Raw genomic sequence first — 21,413 nt, forward strand, 5'->3', positions numbered from 1 at the left:
CTTTATTATAAAATATCAAATTTTATTATAATTTATCAAACTTTATTATACTCTTACAACAGTTTTTACTGGGGGGTTTACACCTACTCCACCGTGACTGACTTCGCCAGATTGCGAGGCTGGTCGACATCCGTACCTTTAAGCACAGCTACGTAATAGGACAGCAACTGCAACGGCAGGGTGTAGGCGATTGGTTCCAGCAATCTCGGCACTTCCGGCAGGCTGATCACATGCACACCGTCTTCCGGGCGAATGCTCTGCTCACAGCCGGAGAAGACAAACAACTCTCCGCCACGGGCACGGACCTCCTGCAGGTTAGCCTTGAGCTTATCCAGCATCTCATTGCGCGGGGCGATGGTCACCACCGGCATATCCTTGTCGACCAGTGCCAGTGGGCCGTGCTTGAGTTCACCGGCGGGATAGGCTTCAGCATGGATATAGGAGATCTCCTTGAGCTTCAGCGCTCCTTCCATGGCGATCGGGCAGAGCGGCCCGCGGCCCAGGAACAGCGCATGGTGCTTCTCGTTGAAGGCTTCCGCCATCAGCGCCACCGGCTTGTCGAGTGCCAGCAGATCACGCAGCAGATCCGGCAGTTGCTTGAGTTGCCCGATGATCTCGGCTTCTTTCTCTGGCGTCATACCGAAACGACGGCCCAGTGCAATAGTTGTCAGGATCAGTGCCACCAGTTGCGACGTGAACGCCTTGGTCGAAGCGACGCCGATCTCGGGGCCTGCATTGGTCATCAGACACAGATCGGACTCGCGTACCAGTGAGCTGCCGGGCACGTTGCAGATCGCAAGACTTGCGAGCACGCGTGATTTCACTTCACGCAGTGCGGCCAGGGTATCGGCCGTTTCGCCTGACTGCGACAGGGTGATCAGCAGCGTGCCTTCGGGTATCACCACCTGACGGTAGCGGAACTCGCTTGCCACCTCGACCGAACAGGGGATACCAACCAGCTCTTCGATCCAGTAGCGCGCCACTAACCCTGCATGGAAACTGGTACCGCAGGCGACGATCTGCACCTGGCGTACCTGATCAAAAACGGTACCCGCCTCAATACCGAACGCCTGCTCCAGCAGATGATCACCGCTGATGCGGCCTTCCAGCACCTGTTGCATGACAGCTGGTTGTTCGTAGATCTCCTTCAGCATGAAGTGCTTGAACTGCCCCTTCTCTGCCGAGCTGATGCCATGCTCAAAAAGGTGTGATGGACGCTCCACCTGCTCATCTGCTGCGTTATAGATCGTGACGCTGCCAGTGGTGATACAGGCAACATCGCCCTCATCCAGAAAGATAAAGCGGTCAGTCACCGGCAGCAGTGCCAATTGATCCGACGCGATGAAGTGCTCTCCGATACCTACACCGATCACCAATGGGCTGCCTTTACGTGCCGCCAGCAATAGCTCCGGGTAGTCGGCATGGATCACTCCCAGTGAGAAGGCACCCTTGAGTCGTGCAACCGAAGTTTTGAATGCCTGCAGCAGGCTCTGGCCCTGTTTGACAGCCTGATCGATCAGGTGGGCCACCACTTCGGTATCCGTATCCGAACTGAACTGATAGCCGGCAGCCATCAGTTCAGCCTTGATCGGTTCGAAATTCTCGATGATTCCGTTATGCACCAGTGCCAGTCTGTCGCCAGACATATGCGGATGCGCATTGCCTTCAGTCGGTTTGCCGTGTGTCGCCCAGCGGGTATGCGCGATGCCGGTCGAACCGGACAGGGGTTGTGCATCATGTGCATCCTGCAACGCCTGAACCTTACCGGCACGGCGCAAACGACCTATCTGCTGATCTACCATCACCGCCATACCAGCTGAGTCATAGCCACGATATTCCAGACGATGCAGACCTTCCAGCAAAATACCCGCAACCGGTCTGACTGAAACTGCTCCTACTATTCCACACATGATACTTCTCCTCAGGACCGGGTTTTGGTCGGCCGCTTCCAGCTGTCCAGGTTGATCTGTTTACCGCGCGCAACTGCCAACTGCTGCTCACCAACCGTTTTGGTGATGGTTGAGCCAGCGCCGATCGTGGCGCCATCACCGACACTCACCGGTGCCACCAATGATGTATTGGAGCCGATAAAGGCACCGTTGCCGATCTCGGTCTTGAATTTATTCACGCCATCATAGTTGCAGGTAATCGTTCCTGCACCAATGTTAACCTGTTCGCCAACCTCGGCATCACCAATGTAGCTCAGATGATTGACCTTGCTGCCGGCACCGATCTGCGCCTTTTTGGTTTCAACAAAGTTGCCGATACGTGCACCTGTCGCCAGCTCAGTACCGGGACGCAGACGAGCAAAGGGGCCAATACTGGCATTGTCAGCGACGATCACACCATCCAGCATGGAGTTGGCTTCAATTCGGGTATGTGCACCGATACGGCTGTTGCGGATCACGCAGTTGGGACCTATCACCACGCCATCGCCCAGCTCCACCTCACCTTCAAACACGCAGTTCACATCGATGAACAGATCACGTCCGGTCTGCAGGCGGCCACGGATATCGATCCGTTGCGGGTCGGGCAGGGTGACGCCATCAGCCATCAGTTGCTGCGCCTGCTGCAGTTGATACCAACGCTCCAGCAAAGCCAGTTGCTGCCGATTGTTGACGCCCTGCACCTCCTGCTCAGCATCCGGCTGCAGCGTGGCAATTGGCACTCCGGCATTAGCGGCCATGGCGATGATATCGGTCAGATAATATTCTCCCTGGGCATTGCTCGATGACAACTGCGGCAACCACTCGCGCAGCATTGATACCTGCAGCGCCATGATACCGGTATTCACTTCCGTGACCTTGAGCTGCTCTGACGAGGCATCCTTCTGCTCAACAATCGCGACTACCTCATGCGCAGTATTGCGCAGAATGCGGCCATAGCCGGTTGGATCGTCCAGATTAACCGTCAACAGGGCCAGTTGCTGATGGCTGGCAAGCGCGACCATCTGTGCCATTGTCTTGTATTGGATCAGCGGTACATCACCATACAGAATCAGCATGATCGCATCATCGGCACAGTGCGGCAGGGTCTGCAGCACCGCATGCCCGGTACCCAGTTGCTGTTCCTGCAGCGTAAAGCGCAGTGACTGATCAGCCATCGCCTGACGGATCAGATCGGCACCATGGCCTATGACAAGCTGAATCGCCGCCTCCGGCAACTGTGACGCACTGTCGATCACATGCTGCAGCATCGGCTTGCCCGCCAACGGGTGCATCACCTTGGGTAAGGCAGATTTCATCCGCGTGCCCTGACCGGCCGCCAGAATCACGACTTCAATGTTCATATCCAAGCAAAAAATCCCTGAGATAAATAGTTTGTCCAAGTATTGACCCGAATTTACAGGATTGTCAGAATCAAGCAATATGTTTTGTCAGAGAAAAATTGACAAATGGATGATCAAATCTTTGCACAACTCGGCCTGGATATCCGCGCCGTCAGCATCTATCGCAGCCTGCTGTCGCTTGGACCAAGTCCAATACGCACTATTGCCGAGCGCTCCGGTGTCAATCGCGGCACAACCTATGACCTGCTGAAGCAGATGCAGCAGCAGGGCATCGTCGCCTATCTGCCCAAAGGCAAGCGTCGCTACTTTTCTGCCCGAGAGCCAGAGGTGCTGTTGCAACTGGCTGAGGAGCGCAAGACACAGCTGGATCAGACCATCAGTCAGTTGAAAACTCGGATCATTCCCGAGCTGCATCATCTCAAACCCGATTTCAGTGCCGCCAATGTCCAGTTTTATGAAGGCGATGCCGGAATCGAGCAGGTACTGCGGGATATCCTGTCTCAGGTATCACAACAGGATGACAAGCAGTATCGGGTTTTCTCCTCCAAACCGATCCGTCCCCTGTTGTATCGCCCCTTCCCGACCTTCACGGCACAGCGTATCCAGCGCGGTATCCATGTGCGAGTAATAGCCATCGGCGATGGTGGTGAAAGTGCCGAGTTGTCGGAACGTAAATGGATCAAGACCGAAGGACCGGTCGATGCCGCCTATATCGCCATCTATCCACCGCGCTGTGCCATCATATCCCTGGCATCGGACAACTATCCGACCGCTGTAGTGATAGACTCTCAGGAGGTGGCGATGGCCCAGAAGATTATTTTTGATACCCTGTGGGGCTATATCTGAAAAGGAATATGTTTAATGAATAGCAGCCTGCCACCCCTTGATCCCAGGCTTGCCGATTGGCTGGAGACCTTCAATCGCGCCCTGGCACAGCAGAGAGCCTCAGGCACCAGTCTGACACCGATTGCGGTGCGTGAGGGGCTGTCCTATCTGACCGCTTCACTGGTCACGAGCAAGCCATCTCTGCCCTGGATCGGGGATGCGATGGTGTCGGGTGGCGAATACAGTGTGCCAGTAAGAATATACGATCCTGACCCGACACAGGCCAAGCCTGTCTGTCTGTACCTGCATGGCGGTGGACATCTCGCCGGCAGCGTCAGTGTCTATGACCCTGTCTGCCGCAAGCTGGCTGCAGCCAGTGGCCAGTTGGTTGTGTCGCTCGAATACCGTCTGGCTCCAGAGTGCCCCTATCCCTGTGCGCTGAATGATGCCATCAGTGTTGTCAGACATATCCGGCCAGTACTGGAAGAGAAGCAGCGACTCATCACCGATCAGCTCAATATCGCTGGCGACTCCGGCGGTGGTGCATTGGCTGCGTCCGTCTGTGCCGCCCTGCAATCCGAACAGCCTCACCCTATCAGCCGCCAGTTGCTGATCTACCCCAATCTGGATTACACACTGGCGCATCCATCGGTTGAGCAACTGAGTGAAGGCTATCTGCTCGAGAAAGCCCGCATCCTCTGGTATTACGAACAGTATTTTCAGCACAACGAGGATCGTGTCGCCGCTTCCCCACTGCATATGCCCATGAGCGCACAACTGCCACCCACCTTCATCATCACCGCAGGTTACTGTCCGTTAAAGGATGAAGCAGCCGTTTACCTCCAACGTCTCGATGCGCTAGGGGTTGAGACTGAGCATCTGGCATTCGACAACCTGCTGCATGCCTTTCTGAATATGGAGGATCTGGTACCGGATGCCTGCGCTCTGAGCTACCAGGCGATGGCGGCCTTCCTTAACCGGAAGAGCTTCTGATAGAGACAGGTGGAGAGAAAGATCCAGCTGGCAATTGCTCCTGCGTTGCCAGGGTACAGCTCATCCCTCTGTAATACTGGCAACCGCTCCTGCGTTGCCAGCATACTGCACATCCCTGTGCATAAAAAAAACAGCCCGAAGGCTGCTTTTTGTTGGTAAGTAACATCCAGAAGGGGTTACTTGCCGAGTTTTTTCCTGATCTGCTGCAAGGTACGAAGTTGCGCAGCGGCTTCAGCCAGTTGTCCGGCAGCACGTGAATATTCAAATTCTGCACTCTTGTCTGAGAGTGCGTGCGACGCGTGTTTCTGAGCTTCTACAGCTGCAGCTTCATCAAGATCCTTCGCACGCAGAGCGGTGTCTGCCAGTACGATGACCTTGTTTGGCTGGATTTCGATAAATCCACCGGAGACGTAAAATACGTCATCCTCACCACCTGCCTTGCGCAGCTCGACAGGGCCGGGTTTCAGTTCCGTCAACAGCGGAGTGTGACCGGGCAGTATGCCCAGGTCACCCATGCTTCCTGTCACTGAAATGAACTCGACCAGACCGCTGAAGATCTGCTCTTCGGCGCTGACGATTTCACATTGTACAGTTACAGCCATGCTGATTACCTCTTGGAAGGTTTAGCCAGAACTTATTTCATGCCCTTGGCTTTTTCAATCGCTTCCTCGATACCACCAACCATATAGAAGGCCTGCTCCGGCAGATGATCATACTCACCTTCCAGGATGCCTTTAAAGCTGCTGATCGTATCCTTCAGCGGAACGTACTTGCCCGGTGAACCGGTGAAGACTTCCGCAACGAAGAACGGCTGCGACAGGAATCGCTGAATCTTACGCGCACGGGATACAATCTGCTTGTCTTCTTCAGACAGCTCGTCCATACCCAGAATCGCAATGATGTCCTTCAGCTCTTTGTAGCGCTGCAGTACACCCTGAACATTACGCGCAACATCATAGTGTTCCTGACCGATAACCAGAGGATCCAGCTGACGTGAAGTCGAATCCAGAGGGTCAACCGCAGGATAGATACCCAGCTCCGCGATCTGACGAGACAGTACGACTGTCGCATCAAGATGCGAGAAGGTGGTTGCAGGTGATGGGTCAGTCAAGTCATCCGCTGGTACGTATACGGCCTGGATAGACGTGATGGAGCCCACTTTAGTGGAGGTGATACGCTCCTGCAGTACACCCATCTCTTCTGCCAGTGTAGGCTGATAACCTACTGCAGAAGGCATACGACCCAGCAGAGCAGATACTTCGGTACCCGCCAGGGTGTAGCGGTAGATGTTGTCGACGAACAGCAGAACGTCACGACCTTCATCACGGAATTTCTCAGCCATGGTCAGACCGGTCAGAGCAACGCGCAGACGGTTACCCGGCGGCTCGTTCATCTGTCCATAAACCAGGGATACTTTATCCAGTACGTTGGAGTCCTTCATTTCGTGGTAGAAGTCGTTACCCTCACGAGTACGCTCACCTACACCAGCGAAAACCGAGAAACCAGAGTGCTCGATAGCGATGTTACGGATCAGTTCCATCATGTTGACGGTTTTACCAACACCCGCACCACCGAATAGACCAACCTTACCACCCTTGGCAAACGGGCAAACCAGGTCGATGACCTTGATGCCGGTTTCGAGCAGTTCATTGGAAGCTGACTGATCAGCAAAGCTTGGCGCCGCACGGTGAATAGGCATACGCTCTTCTTCACCAATAGGGCCCGCTTCATCAATTGGGTTACCCAGTACATCCATGATTCGACCCAGAGTCGCCGTACCGACAGGTACAGAGATAGGTGAACCGGTGTTGGATACTTCCAGACCACGGCTGACGCCTTCAGTCTGACCCATAGCAATAGCCCTTACAACACCATCGCCCAGCTGCTGCTGAACTTCCAGTGTCAGGCCTGTTTTTGCGACGTGCAAAGCGTCGTAAATTTTCGGAATGGCGTCACGTGGGAACTCCACGTCAACGACCGCGCCGATAATCTGAACAATACGTCCGCTACTCATGTTCGGATCCTCTTAACATTTAAACCTGTTCACTGCATTAAACAGCAGCAGCACCACTGACAATTTCAGAAATTTCCTGAGTGATTGCCGCCTGACGAGCCTTGTTATAAACCATCTGAAGCTCATCGATGAGGTCAGCAGCGTTATCAGACGCGTTTTTCATCGCCAGCATTCTTGCTGCCTGTTCACAGGCAAGATTCTCAATCACAGCCTGGTAGACTATCGACTCTATGTAGCGGATCAGCAGGGCTTCAAGCACCTGTCTCGCATCCGGCTCATAGATGTAGTCCCAGTTATGAGTGGGAGTGTCATCGCTTTCGACTGCGCGCAATGGCAACAGCTGCTCTACATTAGGTTGCTGTGTCATGGTATTGACGAATTCATTCGAAACGACAAATACCTTGTCCACTCGGCCCTCTTCGAAGGCACTCAGCATCGTCTTGACAGAGCCTATCAGGTCGGCGAGTTCAGGCTGATCGCCCAGACCACCGCGTGCAGCAACAACATTGCCGCCAAAGCTCTTGAAGAAGCTGATCGCCTTGGAACCCAGCGCACAGATGTCAATCTCGACATTCTGGTCGTGGTATTCCTTCATTCTTCCAACAGCCGCCTTGAACAGGTTAACGTTCAGACCGCCACACAGGCCACGGTCAGTTGCGACGATGATGAAACCGACGCGTTTGACTTCCCGTTCCTGCATGTAGAGGTGGTTGTATTCAGGGTTGGCCTTGGCCAGATGCTGAATAACTCCACGGATGCCGTTGGCATATGGACGTGAGGACCTCATGCGATCCTGAGCCTTACGCATTTTCGACGCAGCAACCATTTCCATGGCACTGGTGATCTTGCGCGTGCTGCCGATACTCGCAATCTTTGTCTTAATCTCTTTTCCGACTGCCATAGTTTCGCCTCTATTCCTAACTCAGTGCATGGTCTGCCGGACAATGTCCGCAGACCCTGTACTCTGACGAGTAATTACCAAGTCTGGGTAGATTTGAACTTCTCGATGCCAGCCTTGAGCTGTGCTGCGATTTCGTCGTTATAGTCGCCGGAATCGTTGATCTTCTTCATCAGATCAGCACACTCGCTGTTGAAGTAAGAGATCAGAGCAGCCTCGAAGGCACCAATTTTGTTCAGCTCTACATCTTTCAGGTAGCCTTCGTTGGCAGCGTAAAGACTCAGACCCATTTCTGCGACAGACATTGGTGAGTACTGGTGCTGTTTCATCAGCTCAGTTACACGCTGTCCATGCTCCAGCTGGGAACGGGTCGCTTCATCAAGATCAGAAGCAAACTGTGCGAAAGCAGCAAGTTCACGATACTGTGCCAGTGCCAGACGTACACCACCACCCAGTTTCTTGACGATCTTGGTCTGAGCTGCACCACCGACACGAGAAACCGACAGACCTGCGTTGATCGCAGGACGGATACCGGAGTTGAACAGATCTGATTCAAGGAAGATCTGACCATCGGTAATCGAGATCACGTTGGTTGGTACGAACGCAGATACGTCGCCACCCTGGGTTTCAATTATAGGCAGAGCTGTCAGAGAACCGGTTTTACCTTTCACTTCACCATTGGTGAATTTTTCAACATATTCAGCGTTAACACGCGCCGCACGCTCAAGCAGACGGGAGTGCAGATAGAATACGTCGCCTGGGTAGGCTTCACGTCCTGGTGGACGACGCAGCAGCAGGGAGATCTGGCGATAAGCCCAGGCCTGCTTGGTCAAATCATCATAGATGATCAGTGCATCTTCACCGCGGTCGCGGAAGTATTCACCCATGGTGCAGCCGGCATAAGGTGCCAGGAACAGCATGGGAGCAGGATCGGACGCGCCGGCTGCCACAACGATGGTGTGATCCATCGCGCCATGTTCTTCCAGCTTGCGTACAACGTTGGCGATGGTGGACTGCTTCTGTCCGATCGCAACATAGATACACTTGATGCCAGTACCTTTCTGGTTGATGATCGCATCGATAGCGATAGCTGATTTACCAACCTGACGGTCACCGATGATCAGCTCACGCTGGCCACGGCCGATTGGAACCATCGCATCGATCGCTTTCAGACCTGTCTGGACAGGCTGATCAACCGATTTACGTTCAATTACACCAGGTGCCACTTTTTCAAGCGGCTCAGTGATGGATGTAGTGATTGGGCCTTTACCGTCAATCGGATTACCCAGAGCGTCAACAACACGCCCGAGGAGTTCAGGACCCACAGGAACTTCAAGAATACGACCGGTACAACGAGCAGTCATGCCCTCTACCAGGTCCTTGTAGTCACCCAGAACCACGGCGCCGACAGAGTCGCGCTCGAGGTTCAGTGCCATTCCGTAGATACCACCGGGAAGCTCGATCATTTCGCCGTACATAACATCGGCAAGACCGTGAATCAGGATGATACCATCGGATACGCTTACGATTGTGCCCTCATTACGGGCTTCAGAAGACACATCAAGTTTTTCGATGCGCTTCTTGAGAATCTCGCTGATCTCAGATGGATTCAGTTGCTGCATTGTTATTCCCCATTACTCAGGAATTCATCGCTTCGGCCAGTTTCGCCAGTCGAGCACGAACGGAACCGTCGATCACAAGGTCGTTTGAGCGGATGACAACGCCACCAATAATGGACTGATCCACTGTTGATGTCATTTTCACTTCCCGCCCGAGTCTGGAGCGTAATGCCTGAACCAGTTGCTCCTGCTGCGCGTCTTCCAGTGCAAAGGCTGTCGTGATGGTGATATCGACAGACTTCTCATGATTCGCTTTCAGCTGCGCAAACTGCAGTGCAATTTCAGGCAACAGAGGCAGTCGCTGTTTTTCCGCCAGCAGATAAATGAAATTACTGCGGGCATCGTCCATCTGTTTCTCACAGACAGATATCAGCAACTCTGCTTTTTGCTTCCAGGTCAAAGACAGGCTACCAAGTACTCGTACCATTTCACTGTCTTTTACGACCAGAGAAGCAGCAGCCAGCATATCCGACCATTGCTCGAGGGCGTCTTTGCTCAGCGCAAATTCGAACGCTGCTTTAGTGTAAGGTCGAGCTACTGTGTTGAGTTCAGCCATCATAAACCTCGCTTAAAGCTCAGCTGCCAGTTTATCAACCAGCTTGGCATGTGCTTTCTGGTCAACAGAGGCTTCCAGAATTTTCTCAGCGCCGGCAAATGCCAGCACAGCCACCTGAGCACGGAGTTCTTCCTTAGCCCGGTTGACTTCCTGATCAATTTCAGAAAGGGCAGATACCTTGATGCGTTCAGCTTCCTGACGCGCCTGGTCTTTTGCCTCTTCAACTATCTGGTTTGCCCGCTTGTTGGCCTGTTCAATGATGGCAGCAGCCTGCTCTTTGCTTTCACGCATATCATCGGCGGCTTTTTCCTGAGCCAGCCTCAGATCACGCTCAGCACGATCGGCTGCATCCAAACCTTCGGCAATCTTCTTCTTGCGTTCTGCCATGGCACCAGTGATAGGTGGCCATACGTACTTCATGCAGAAAACAACAAAAATGGCGAATGCGATGGCCTGACCAATGATGGTGAGATTTAAATTCACGCCATTACCTCTCGCGGTTGATTAATATGGTTGTAACCCTTTCGGGTCAGTCCCAGTGTTTACCAGAACCAGCCATCAACCTGCGAACAGCATGTACAGAGCCATACCTACGCCGATCATCGGAATCGCGTCAACCAGACCGACCACGATGAAGAACTGGCTACGCAGCAGAGGAACCAGCTCAGGCTGACGAGCAGCACCTTCGAGGAACTTACCACCCAGCAAACTTACGCCCAGAGCACCAGCCAGTGCAGACAGACCCAGCAGCAGTGCCACAGCAACAAACAGCAGTTCAGCCATTTTTTTTCTCCAACATTTCTAAAGGTTAAAGTTAATTTTAAAGAAAACTATTTACCCGACCACACGGGTATCGTCAGTGATCATGCTCATCATGCGCCATTGCCATGTAGACAATAGTCAGCACCATGAAGATGAACGCCTGCAGCACGATGACCAGAATGTGGAAGATCGCCCAGGGCACAGACAGTACCCACTGAATCCAGAACGGCAGCAGCGCGATGAGGATAAAGATGATCTCACCGGCATACATGTTTCCGAACAGACGCAGACCAAGCGATACCGGCTTCGCCAGCAGGTTTACAATCTCAAGGAAAAGGTTGAAAGGAATAAAGAATTTGCCCAGCGGCTGCAGGGACAGTTCAGCAGCAAAACCTTTGATGCCTTTGACCTTGATACTGTAGTAGATGATCAGTGCAAACACGCTGAAGCTCATGCCCAGGGTGGCATTGATATCTGTAGTGGGTACGATTTTCCAGTAGGGAATACCCAGTTCCGTCGCGATGCGCGGAATGAAGTCCACCGGAATCAGTTTCAACAGGTTCATCAGGAATATCCAGACAAACACTGTCAGTGCCAGAGGCGCTATTGTCGGATTATTGTGATGAAAAATGCTCTTCACGTTGTCCTGAACAAACTCCACCACCACTTCGATGAAGTTTTGCAGATTGTTCGGAACACCGACAACGACGTTATCTGCAACCTTCTTGAACAGCCACAGAAAAAATACGCCAGTGAGGATAGAAAAGAACATGGTATCGACATTGATCGCCCAGAATCCCATCTCAGCAGCCTTTTCACCGCCGGCAAATGACCATCCATTAACAGGATGATTGCCAAACGTCAGGTTACTGAGGTGATGGGATATGTATTCTGAGGATGTAGGATTTTCGCTTGCCATTCTCAGCGTCTCTCAGTCAAAGTTTTTGAAATCGGTTATTCAGCCCGAACTGCAGATACCAACCACTGATCTGCAACAGAATGTATGTGCCAAATAGGGAAAATGGGCTCAAAGGATGAACCAGCATAAAGGTTACACTGAACAATGCAACCGCCAGCAGCATTTTCCCTAGTTCACTTACATAGATGCGTGCCAATATCTGTTTCGGCTCATGCAGCTGCTTTCCGAGCAACGCTCTGGCCGTGAAATAGATGTTGGGTAACAGATACAGCATACCTCCGAGAAGGATGGAGTAGGCTGTTACCAGACTGTTCAACAGTCCCAGAATCGACAGCAGTGATACCATGGCTGTCTGGATGAAGAGGATACGAAAAAACTGCAGGGCCAGTCGCTTGTTCTGCTTATCTGCTGATGTGGATCGCACACCATGCACAGTTCCATGAACAACCTGCCTTGATTCTTCGTGATTCTCCAAATTCCGGCCTGCTTCCCAATCTCACAACGCTAAACAGCGTGGGATTATAGGTGCTTAACCCTCGTTACTCAACATAATCCGACTATATTTAGCACTAATGTATGACCGGATATGGCAGGCCTGAGACTAAAGGATGAACCATACTGGTGCACTGCAGCACATTAAAAACAATCAGTTAGGGGTCTGTTCCAACAGATTGAGCAGCTTTTCAAGCTGTTCGGGAGAGCTGAAAGCGATACTTATTTTTCCTTTACCCTGAGGATTTCCGGTCACATTGACCGGCATGGAAAATTTCTGTGTCAGTTTTGACGAAAGAGCGGCCAGGGCTTCATGTTTTTCAGGTCTGGGCCTGGGCAATGGGTCGCCTTCCTGGAGTTTTTTCACCAGCTGTTCAGTCTGGCGCACCGACAGACCAGCCGCGACCACTTCAGATGCCGCCTGAATCTGCAGCTCATCACTCAGTGCCAGCAGGGCACGGGCGTGACCCATCTCGATATCACCATACTCCAGCATGCGCTTGACCTCATCGGTCAGATTCATCAGCCGCAGCAGGTTGGTGATGGTGGAGCGGGATTTACCCACGGCTTCGGCAACCTGCTGCTGAGTCAGGTGAAACTCGTTTTGCAGGCGGTGCAGGGCATAGGCTTCTTCAATAGGATTGAGATTTTCACGCTGGATATTCTCGATCAGCGCCATCGCAATGGCCGCTTCATCGGGCACATCACGAATGATTGCCGGTATCTGCTGCAGACCAGCCATACGCGATGCGCGCCAGCGTCTCTCACCGGCTATGATTTCAAACTCGCCGGATTCAATCAGGCGCACAACGATCGGCTGCATCACCCCCTGAGAGCGGATCGATTCGGCCAACTCCTCCAGCGCCTGGGGTTCGATATCACGACGTGGCTGAAAACGGCCACTGATGATCTGATCAAGACCCAGATAACTTAGCTGTCCGTCAGTGTGAGTTTTCTCGGAATGGGGTTCAGCGATTTCAGGTGCTGCACTATCAGGTGCAACAACAGGAACGCTGCTCTCGGTATCCTCGTTCATGCCAGACAACAAGGCATCCAGGCCTCGGCCGAGACCACGTTTCTTGACTACCATCAGACTGATTCCTGTTCCGTTTTCTGATCATTCTTCTTATCACGCTGCTCCTGCTCGGTGCGTCTGATCAATTCGCCGGCCAGTGCAAGATAGGCCAGAGATCCGCGGGAGCTTTTATCATACTGAAGGGCCGGCAAACCATGACTGGGCGCTTCGGCAAGGCGCACATTGCGTGGAATCACGGTGCGATAAACCTTGTCCCCGAAGTATTCGACCAGATGGGTGGATACATCCTTGGTCAGACTCATGCGCGGGTCAAACATGGTGCGCAGAATCCCCTCGATTCTCAGCATGGGATTGAGGCGCTTATTGATCTTTTCGATAGTACCAACCAGAGAGCTGATCCCCTCCAGTGCATAGTATTCACACTGCATGGGTATGATCACACCTGCCGATGCCGACAGGGCATTCACGGTCAGCAGGTTCAGCGAGGGTGGATTGTCGATCAGAATGAAATCGTAGCGATCCTGGATCGGCAGCAGCGCCATCTTCAGGCGGAATTCGCGACGGGGCAGTTGCAGCAACTCGACTTCGGCAGCCGTCAGGTCACCATTGGCACCGATCAGATCATAGCCGCACTCCGTCTTGATGATGCTTTCCTCGGCAGTTTTGTCGCCGATCAGCACCTCATAGGAGGAGCTCTCTATCTGGTGTTTATCTATGCCGCTGCCCATGGTGGCATTGCCCTGAGGATCAAGATCGATCATCAACACCCGCTTGCGTGTCGCAGCGAGTGAAGCCGACAGATTGACACAGGTTGTGGTCTTGCCAACACCACCCTTCTGGTTGGTGATCGTGAGGATTTTGGCCACGCTCAGGCTCTCCCTAAGATCAACAGATGACGTTCACCTTCAGTCCCGGGGACATCCAGCCGGTAACTGTCCTTCAATACATAACCTGCAGGCAGGTCATTCAACTCCTGCTCAGGATACAGCCCTTTCATGGCCAGGAAAACACCTGATTCAGCACACAGATGGCCAGTCCACTCCAGCATATCACGCAAGGAGGCAAAGGCGCGTGACACAATGCTGTCAAAGGGTTCGACCCGATACTGCTCAACGCGACTGTTGACCACCTCGAGATTATCCAGCTTCAGCTCAGCTTTTACCTGCAACTGAAAACGGGATTTCTTGCCGTTGCTGTCCAGCGTTGTCACCTGCAGATCCGGGCGGCAGATCGCCAGTGGAATCCCCGGCAATCCGGCACCACTGCCTACATCCAGCAAGCGACCGGCTGGTACATGCGGCATGACGCTGAGGCTGTCGACCAGATGACGATCAATCATCTGTTCAGGCTCACGGATCGCAGTGAGATTGAACGCCTTGTTCCATTTCACCAGCAATGTGAGATAGTTCAGCAACTGTTCCTGCTGCTGACTGCTCAGATCCAGTCCCAGATTCTTGCACCGGGAGGATAACAGCGAGCGATATTCCTGCATTAACTTGCTTCCTGCGCCTGTTTTCGAACCAGTTGACGTTTTTTGATATGCACCAGCAGCAGTGAAATGGCTGCGGGGGTCATGCCCTGAATACGTGATGCCTGGGCAATATTATCCGGGCGCTGCTGTATCAGCTTCGATTTCAGCTCGTTCGACAGCCCACCGACCGTATCATAGTCGAGATCTGCCGGCAGAGGTGTATTTTCCTGACGACGCATCTGCTCTATTTCATCACGCTGACGATCAATATACCCGGAATACTTGAACTGTACCTCAACCTGTTCGGCAACCGCCGGGTCGCTGACCGGTTCACCCTTGAGTGAAGAAACATCCGAATAGCTCAGCTCAGGGCGTTTGATCAGATCAGCAAGTGAGTACTCACGACCCATTGGAGAGCTCAGTTTTCCTTGCAACTGCATCGCTTCAGGGCTGTCCGGCTGGATCCATATGCTTTTCAGCCGCTGTATTTCCAGTTCGATAGATTCGCGCTTGGTCTCGAATTTCTGCCAGCGCTCATCACCGACCAGCCCCAGCTCGCGCCCCTTGGCAGTGAGACGAAGATCGGCATTATCTTCGCGCAGTATCAGACGATATTCAGCACGACTGGTAAACATGCGATAGGGCTCGGAAGTACCCAGCGTGATCAGGTCATCGACCAGTACTCCGATATAGGCTTCATCACGGCGCGGATACCACTGCTCCTGACCCAGAGCACGCCGGGCGGCATTCAATCCTGCCAACAGCCCCTGAGCACCGGCTTCTTCATAACCGGTGGTGCCGTTGATCTGCCCTGCAAAATACAGTCCTGAAATAAAACGGGTTTCAAGTGTATGACGCAGATCCTGAGGATTGAAGAAGTCATATTCAATCGCATAACCGGGGCGGGTGATATGCGCCTGCTCAAATCCCTTGATTGAACGCACCAGCGCCAGCTGTACATCAAAGGGCAGACTGGTAGAAATGCCGTTCGGATACAGCTCATGAGTGGTCAGCCCTTCCGGCTCGACAAATATCTGATGATGATTCTTGTCGGCAAAGCGGATGATCTTGTCTTCGATCGACGGGCAGTAACGTGGGCCGACGCCTTCAATAATACCGCTGTACATCGGTGATCGATCCAGTCCACCACGAATAATCTCGTGCGTCTGTTCATTGGTATGGGTGATGAAGCAGTTGATCTGCTGCGGATGATCAGCCACCGAACCTATGAATGACATCACCGGTACCGGCGTATCACCTGGCTGAGGCTGCATCACCGAAAAATCGACACTGCGGGCATCAATTCTGGGCGGAGTGCCTGTTTTCAGGCGTTCAACCCGAAAAGGCATTTCGCGCAGGCGCTGCGCCAGACGATTGGATGGCGGATCACCGGCTCGACCACCCTGGTGGTTTTCCAGGCCGATATGGATAACACCACCTAAGAAGGTACCGGCAGTGAGAACGACCGAGTTGGCAAAGAAACGAAGACCTGTCTGGGTGACAACTCCCCGGACTGTGTCGTTTTCCAGAATCAGATCATCGACTGCCTGCTGAAATATCTGCAGGCCTGCCTGGTTTTCCAGTATTTCGCGAATGGCAGCCTTGTAAAGGATTCGGTCTGCCTGAGCACGAGTGGCACGAACGGCTGGACCCTTGCGAGCATTCAGAACACGAAACTGAATCCCTGCCTTGTCGGTTGCTCTGGCCATAGCACCATCGAGTGCATCGATCTCCTTGACCAGATGGCTTTTCCCGATACCACCGATGGCTGGATTACAGGACATCTGACCGAGCGTTTCAATGTTATGCGTCAGCAGCAAAGTACGTGCACCGGTTCTGGCTGCAGCTAGCGCGGCTTCCGTTCCGGCATGGCCACCGCCAACTACAATTACATCAAAGTGGTCAGGAAAATCCACTGTAGGCCTCATCGTTTAACTGGTTAGGGCTCTGGCAATTGCGTTCGACTGCTGAGCCTGATTTTCAAGGGTGCCAAGTATACCTTTCTATCCTCGGATAAGAAATGCTCAAAAAATGATCAGTTTTGGTTTTAAGTAATATTTAATAAGATTTTATGTTTTAAAGAAGAGAGTTTAGTTATGTCTATTGTGTTAATAGAGGCCGTTTTGTGTGGTTAAACATTTTTTAATCTTTAAAAACAGTCTATTGGAAGGTTTTTAACCCTGTGTGGGGGAGGGGGTCGCAGATGGTAGGCGGATGTAGACAGGTTGTGGATGAAAAGGCTGGTTATCAACAGGTATATTTATCCACAGACTCCACCCCAGTTTATCCCTTTAGAGTTATACATTTAAACCACAGGTTTGTGTGAATAACTATAAGCTGTGAGCAAGCTGTCAGCCTGAGGTGTACAGGCTGACAACAAGCTGGGATCAAAAAAAATTAAACTTTAATAATCAATAACCTGAAATTATTTTCACTTCAGGCTCAATTTTCTGCGAAAGGCAGGGGCTTGTCACTCTCTCTGTCTACCTCAAAGGCATTCAGCGTCATCGCCACCAGTGAGTAATAGCCAAGGATGCCTATCAGTTCGACCATTGCCGGTTCACCGAAATGATCCACAGATGATTGATAAAGCGCATCAGGTATGCGTTTGCTCTGATACATGACACGCGCCACTTCATAAACAAGGCGTTCATCCTCGCGACTGAATACAGGGGTATCGCCGCATCTGATCGCTTCAATCTGGACTGGATCGAGCCCGTTTTCCAGTGCGATGGGTTCATGTATCTGCCATTCGGCCTGGGATTGCCAGGCCTGAGCGGTCACCAGTATCGCCAACTCGCTCAGGCGCAGTGGCAGGCGGGTTTTGTAGCGGCAGAAGGCGCCGAGTTGCTGGGCATGATCAGCCAGTGCCGGGCTGTGAATCCAGGCCAGAAAAGGGCCATCCAGATTACCTCGCGGGCCCTGAAGAATGGCATCCAGTACCTGCCTCTGCTCAGAAGAGATCTGCTCTTCGTTCAAGGGGGTCAATCGTGATTTCATGGTATCTCCGGTTGAAGGTTACGACAGTGATGAGGTCACACTGTTGATCGATAGTGTCAGCTTATCCACCAGCTCATCTATCTGCTGATCCTGAATAATGAAGGGAGGTGCCAGCAGGATATGGTCACCATCCCGTCCGTTCAGTGTGCCGCCCATTGGGTAGCACATCAGGCCATTATTCATGGCTGCTGCTTTTATCGCGGCATGTACCTTCAGCGAAGGATCAAAGGGAATCTTGCTGCCTTTATCCCGGACCAGCTCGATACCACGGAACAGACCCTTGCCACGGATATCACCGACATGAGGATGATCACCCAGGGCATTGACCAGCGCCTGCTGGAGCCTGTCGCCAAGAGTGACCACCTGTGGCAGCAGCTTGTTCTCATCAATATAGTGTTGTACAGCCAGTGCTGCGGCGCAGGCGGTGGCATGTCCTATATAGGTGTGTCCATGCTGAAAGAAGCCGGAGCCAGCGCGCAGTGTCTCGACAATCTCGTTGCTGACCAGTGTGGCGCCGATCGGTTGATAGCCGGCACCCAGACCTTTGGCGATGCAGAGCATATCCGGCACTATCTGCTCCTGAACGGATGCAAACAGGGAACCGGTCCGACCCATGCCGCACATCACCTCATCACAGATCAACAGAATGCCATGGCGATCACAGATCTCACGCACACGCGTGAAGTAGCTTGCCACGGCAGGGACGGCACCCATGGTTGCCCCGACAACCGGCTCGGCTATGAAAGCCATCACCTGGTCAGCACCCAGACGGTTTATCTCGGCCTCCAGCTCCTGAGCCAGACGCTCGGCATACTGGGTTTCGGTTTCACCATCGTGCATATCGCGATAGGCGTAACAGGGGCTGACATGACTGATATCGATCAATAACGGCTGGAACTGCTGGCGTCTCCAGGCGTTGCCGCCAGTTGCCAGAGCACCCAGCGTGTTGCCATGATAGCTCTGGCGGCGTGCAATGATATGTCTGCGCTGTGGCTCGCCACGTTCAACAAAATACTGGCGTGCCAGCTTCAGCGCTGCTTCCACCGCTTCCGAGCCACCCGATACGAAGTAGACATAATCCAGTGATTCCGGGGAGCGCTCGGCCAGAAAATCAGCCAGTGCTTCCATCGGCTCGGTGGTAAAGAAGGAGGAGTGCGCATAGGCCAGGGTACCCACCTGCTGCTGGATCGCCTGTATCACTGCCTGATTGCTGTGACCCAGGCAGGAGACCGCCGCGCCGCCACAGGCATCAAGATAGGATTTTCCCTCAGCATCGAACAGATAGGCTCCTTCGCCTCTGACGGCTGTCGGGTAAGATTGGGTTAGGCTACGGTGCAGTACATGACTCATGGGTCGATCCTTTAATTTAATCTTTGATCTGAATATGGGTGTCGGTCAGGGATGGATTGATTATATGAGTATAGAAAGCCCTGGTAGCCTTGCAGCTCGGGAATCATGTTTCTATCCTCAGCTCTCTATTTTCAGTGACTGGATAAAGGCATCACGGCGCTTGATTGCCTGCAAAGCACTCTCTTTCAGCTGCGAAGCACAGGCATTGATCAGGCACTCAGCCAATGAAAAAAAGGCGGTCATACTATTCGACAGATAACTGGTCTCATGCGGAACAAACAGTGCGAGATCCGAGTGGGCTACCAATGGAGAGCTGGATCGATCTGTTATGGCGATCACCTGAATACCCGCTGCTTTTGCTGCTTCTGCCACGCGGATAACGCTGCTGGTATAAGGTTCGCAGCTGGCGATGACCAGTAAATCACCCTTATCCAGCGCCGCAAGACCTTCGGCCGCGCCCTGCAGTGACTGCTCAAGCAATGAAACATCCGAGCGAAGAGTCGCCAGTCCATAGCTGATAAAAGCGCAGTAGGCATGAAACTGTCTGGCACCATGAATACGAACTCGATTGGCGCTGGCCAGTATTTTTGTGCACTGCTCAAAGGAGGATCTCTCCAGTGATTCAATCAGTCGCTCGATATTGGCTTGCTGCTCGTGACACAGACGGCTGGCCTGTTGTGTCAGGGCAGAGGTATCTGCCGTCAGCGCTGCCTGTGCATGTTCTATATAGAAGGAGCCGGCAGCTGCGAAACTCTCACTGAGGAGAACCTGCTGCAGATCTCCGAAACTCTGATAACCGAGAGTGCGAGCCAGACGTGAAATGGTGGAGGGATTGACCTGCAATCTCTGCGCCAGTGAAGAGATCGACAGCAGCGCTTTATCGCCGCGCAGCTCAATCAACCGTGCCAGGACCTGTCTGGCCTTGGGGCCGAGTTTGATGCGTGAATTCCCCTTGCTGATGGATAGCGACAGAGCTCTCAGGGCGTCCATGGAGTCGGGGACAGAGGGCGGTTCCCTGAAGACCTGTTCAGATGGTGTAGTGGATTGATGCATGTTGATGGTGACCAGTAAGAAAATATATTTGCATAAATATAATTCATGCATTTTATTTTTGCATCAATAAGTGATCTCTTTTAAGGTCGTATCTGAACAGCTGCGTCGTTTTCCAGCCATCAAGGTGTGTGATTAATGTGCTAGCTTTAGTGTGATCAGGCCCAATTGATTACATTGAAGGCTGATTACATTAAGGGTTGATGGATATGAAAAAAGTTTTGGGTGTGATCGGCGCAGGTGAACTGGCAGGAGCATTTATCAGAGCGCTGGGAGTGTCCGGAGCTGTGGGTCGGTTCTATCTTTCCCCCAGAGGCATGCCGATTTCTGAACTATCTGCATCGGCGTCTGATAACCAAGTGGATGAAGCTGAAAGACTGATACGTCTGGATACCAATCAGTTGGTGGCTGATCAATGCCAGACACTGTTGATTGGTGTTCGCCCTGGTCAGTTGGCAGATCTGGCCGCCGAACTGACGCTGACACCTTCGCATCATCTCTTAATACTGGCCGCCGGTGTTACTCATGAGCAACTTGAAAAGATTTTTCATCCTGCCAGAGTCACCCGTGTCATGGCGGGTCTTGCAGTGGCTGAAGGACACAGCGCGATCAGTATTTATCCCAGTGACGACGTGGCGATGGACCTGCTGTCTCCAGCCTGTGTCACAGTGGTCAATTTTGATGATGAGCTCAGTTTTGATGCTTCCATTCTGGCTGTCTGCGCCAATGCCTGGTGGCTTGCGCAACTGGATCAGATGATCAACTGGATGCACAGCGAGACAGGTATGGCAAAGGAACAGGCCAGAGCCCTGCTGATGGCCAATCATGCCGATGTATCTGTGTTGATCTCATCTCATCCCGACCAGACACCGGCTCAGATTGCTGATCGAATCGGTTCACCCGGGACGTATACGGCTCAGGGGATGCAGGAGTTGGAGCAGATGGGGTGCCATGAACAGTGGTGCTGTGTGCTATCCAATATATTGAAAAATATCAAGAATTCATGACTATAAACAGCATATCTCCAGATTTTTTCACAGCAAAAAACTTGCCAGAATTGAACTATTTGCTCTAGTATCGTTCCACTTTGCTTGCATCAGACATGTCATGTTACGGGAATTTTTATTCGTTGAGTGGCA

General features: G+C 52.5%; 21 protein-coding genes. 3 read left to right on the top strand and 18 right to left on the bottom strand.

Going from position 1 to position 21,413, the window contains the following annotated elements; all coding sequences use genetic code 11:
• Nucleotides 1-83 precede the first annotated feature (83 nt).
• Together glmS and glmU are read right to left on the bottom strand one after the other, a co-directional pair.
• Nucleotides 84-1,910, bottom strand: a complete 1,827-nt coding sequence (gene glmS / locus F7R27_RS13380) for a glutamine--fructose-6-phosphate transaminase (isomerizing) (RefSeq protein ID WP_151704773.1) — start codon at nt 1,908-1,910, stop codon at nt 84-86.
• Nucleotides 1,911-1,921: 11 nt separating this feature from the next.
• On the bottom strand, nt 1,922-3,289 hold the full coding sequence (glmU, locus tag F7R27_RS13385; RefSeq protein WP_151704930.1) for a bifunctional UDP-N-acetylglucosamine diphosphorylase/glucosamine-1-phosphate N-acetyltransferase GlmU: 1,368 nt from the start codon (nt 3,287-3,289) through the stop codon (nt 1,922-1,924).
• A gap of 105 nt (nt 3,290-3,394) precedes the next feature.
• On the opposite strand from glmU, the gene F7R27_RS13390 reads away from it, so the two are divergent.
• Nucleotides 3,395-4,135, top strand: coding sequence for a TrmB family transcriptional regulator (locus F7R27_RS13390; protein ID WP_151704774.1), 741 nt, complete (start codon nt 3,395-3,397; stop codon nt 4,133-4,135).
• A gap of 15 nt (nt 4,136-4,150) precedes the next feature.
• On the top strand, nt 4,151-5,107 hold the full coding sequence (locus tag F7R27_RS13395; RefSeq protein WP_151704775.1) for an alpha/beta hydrolase: 957 nt from the start codon (nt 4,151-4,153) through the stop codon (nt 5,105-5,107).
• A 176-nt stretch (nt 5,108-5,283) separates the two neighbouring features.
• Here F7R27_RS13395 and F7R27_RS13400 read toward each other — a convergent pair whose 3' ends face one another.
• The 16 genes from F7R27_RS13400 to F7R27_RS13475 all read right to left on the bottom strand — a co-directional run bounded on the left by F7R27_RS13400 (nt 5,284) and on the right by F7R27_RS13475 (nt 20,277).
• Nucleotides 5,284-5,709 (bottom strand): F0F1 ATP synthase subunit epsilon, encoded by a 426-nt coding sequence (locus tag F7R27_RS13400; protein ID WP_151704776.1) that lies wholly within the window; start codon nt 5,707-5,709, stop codon nt 5,284-5,286.
• Nucleotides 5,710-5,741: 32 nt separating this feature from the next.
• A complete protein-coding gene (gene atpD / locus F7R27_RS13405) occupies nt 5,742-7,121 on the bottom strand; it encodes a F0F1 ATP synthase subunit beta (RefSeq protein WP_151704777.1) in 1,380 nt (459 codons plus the stop codon).
• A gap of 37 nt (nt 7,122-7,158) precedes the next feature.
• Entirely contained in the window at nt 7,159-8,022 is an 864-nt protein-coding gene (atpG, locus tag F7R27_RS13410) for a F0F1 ATP synthase subunit gamma (protein ID WP_151704778.1), read from the bottom strand.
• Nucleotides 8,023-8,096: 74 nt separating this feature from the next.
• Nucleotides 8,097-9,641: a F0F1 ATP synthase subunit alpha gene (gene atpA, locus F7R27_RS13415; protein ID WP_151704779.1), complete on the bottom strand. Its 1,545-nt coding sequence runs from the start codon at nt 9,639-9,641 to the stop codon at nt 8,097-8,099.
• A gap of 16 nt (nt 9,642-9,657) precedes the next feature.
• Nucleotides 9,658-10,194 (bottom strand): F0F1 ATP synthase subunit delta, encoded by a 537-nt coding sequence (locus F7R27_RS13420; RefSeq protein ID WP_151704780.1) that lies wholly within the window; start codon nt 10,192-10,194, stop codon nt 9,658-9,660.
• 12 nt (nt 10,195-10,206) lie between these two features.
• On the bottom strand, nt 10,207-10,677 hold the full coding sequence (locus F7R27_RS13425) for a F0F1 ATP synthase subunit B (RefSeq protein ID WP_151704781.1): 471 nt from the start codon (nt 10,675-10,677) through the stop codon (nt 10,207-10,209).
• A 75-nt stretch (nt 10,678-10,752) separates the two neighbouring features.
• Nucleotides 10,753-10,977: a F0F1 ATP synthase subunit C gene (gene atpE, locus F7R27_RS13430; protein WP_151704782.1), complete on the bottom strand. Its 225-nt coding sequence runs from the start codon at nt 10,975-10,977 to the stop codon at nt 10,753-10,755.
• 73 nt (nt 10,978-11,050) lie between these two features.
• Complete coding sequence (atpB, locus tag F7R27_RS13435) at nt 11,051-11,875, bottom strand: F0F1 ATP synthase subunit A (RefSeq protein WP_151704783.1); 825 nt, start codon at nt 11,873-11,875, stop codon at nt 11,051-11,053.
• A 16-nt stretch (nt 11,876-11,891) separates the two neighbouring features.
• Complete coding sequence (locus F7R27_RS13440; RefSeq protein WP_151704784.1) at nt 11,892-12,299, bottom strand: ATP synthase subunit I; 408 nt, start codon at nt 12,297-12,299, stop codon at nt 11,892-11,894.
• 222 nt (nt 12,300-12,521) lie between these two features.
• A complete protein-coding gene (locus F7R27_RS13445; protein ID WP_151704785.1) occupies nt 12,522-13,457 on the bottom strand; it encodes a ParB/RepB/Spo0J family partition protein in 936 nt (311 codons plus the stop codon).
• Nucleotides 13,457-14,269 (bottom strand): ParA family protein, encoded by an 813-nt coding sequence (locus F7R27_RS13450; RefSeq protein WP_151704786.1) that lies wholly within the window; start codon nt 14,267-14,269, stop codon nt 13,457-13,459. Before F7R27_RS13450 ends, F7R27_RS13445 begins: the two co-directional genes overlap by 1 nt.
• A gap of 2 nt (nt 14,270-14,271) precedes the next feature.
• On the bottom strand, nt 14,272-14,895 hold the full coding sequence (rsmG, locus tag F7R27_RS13455) for a 16S rRNA (guanine(527)-N(7))-methyltransferase RsmG (protein WP_151704787.1): 624 nt from the start codon (nt 14,893-14,895) through the stop codon (nt 14,272-14,274).
• Nucleotides 14,895-16,790: a tRNA uridine-5-carboxymethylaminomethyl(34) synthesis enzyme MnmG gene (mnmG, locus tag F7R27_RS13460; RefSeq protein ID WP_151704788.1), complete on the bottom strand. Its 1,896-nt coding sequence runs from the start codon at nt 16,788-16,790 to the stop codon at nt 14,895-14,897. The genes rsmG and mnmG overlap by 1 nt, the downstream gene beginning before the upstream one ends.
• Nucleotides 16,791-17,316: 526 nt before the next feature.
• Nucleotides 17,317-17,874, bottom strand: a complete 558-nt coding sequence (locus tag F7R27_RS13465) for a carboxymuconolactone decarboxylase family protein (RefSeq protein WP_151704789.1) — start codon at nt 17,872-17,874, stop codon at nt 17,317-17,319.
• Nucleotides 17,875-17,892: 18 nt separating this feature from the next.
• Nucleotides 17,893-19,224: an aspartate aminotransferase family protein gene (locus F7R27_RS13470; protein WP_151704790.1), complete on the bottom strand. Its 1,332-nt coding sequence runs from the start codon at nt 19,222-19,224 to the stop codon at nt 17,893-17,895.
• A gap of 117 nt (nt 19,225-19,341) precedes the next feature.
• The gene (locus F7R27_RS13475) at nt 19,342-20,277 is read right to left on the bottom strand and encodes a MurR/RpiR family transcriptional regulator (RefSeq protein ID WP_151704791.1); all 936 of its coding nucleotides are present in this window, start codon (nt 20,275-20,277) and stop codon (nt 19,342-19,344) included.
• Between the two features lie 206 nt (nt 20,278-20,483).
• On the opposite strand from F7R27_RS13475, the gene F7R27_RS13480 reads away from it, so the two are divergent.
• Nucleotides 20,484-21,281, top strand: a complete 798-nt coding sequence (locus F7R27_RS13480; protein ID WP_168927509.1) for a pyrroline-5-carboxylate reductase family protein — start codon at nt 20,484-20,486, stop codon at nt 21,279-21,281.
• The last annotated feature ends 132 nt before the right edge of the window (nt 21,282-21,413 follow it).

It is taken from the genome of Nitrincola alkalilacustris (assembly GCF_008973755.1).
Taxonomy (GTDB): domain Bacteria; phylum Pseudomonadota; class Gammaproteobacteria; order Pseudomonadales; family Balneatricaceae; genus Nitrincola; species Nitrincola alkalilacustris.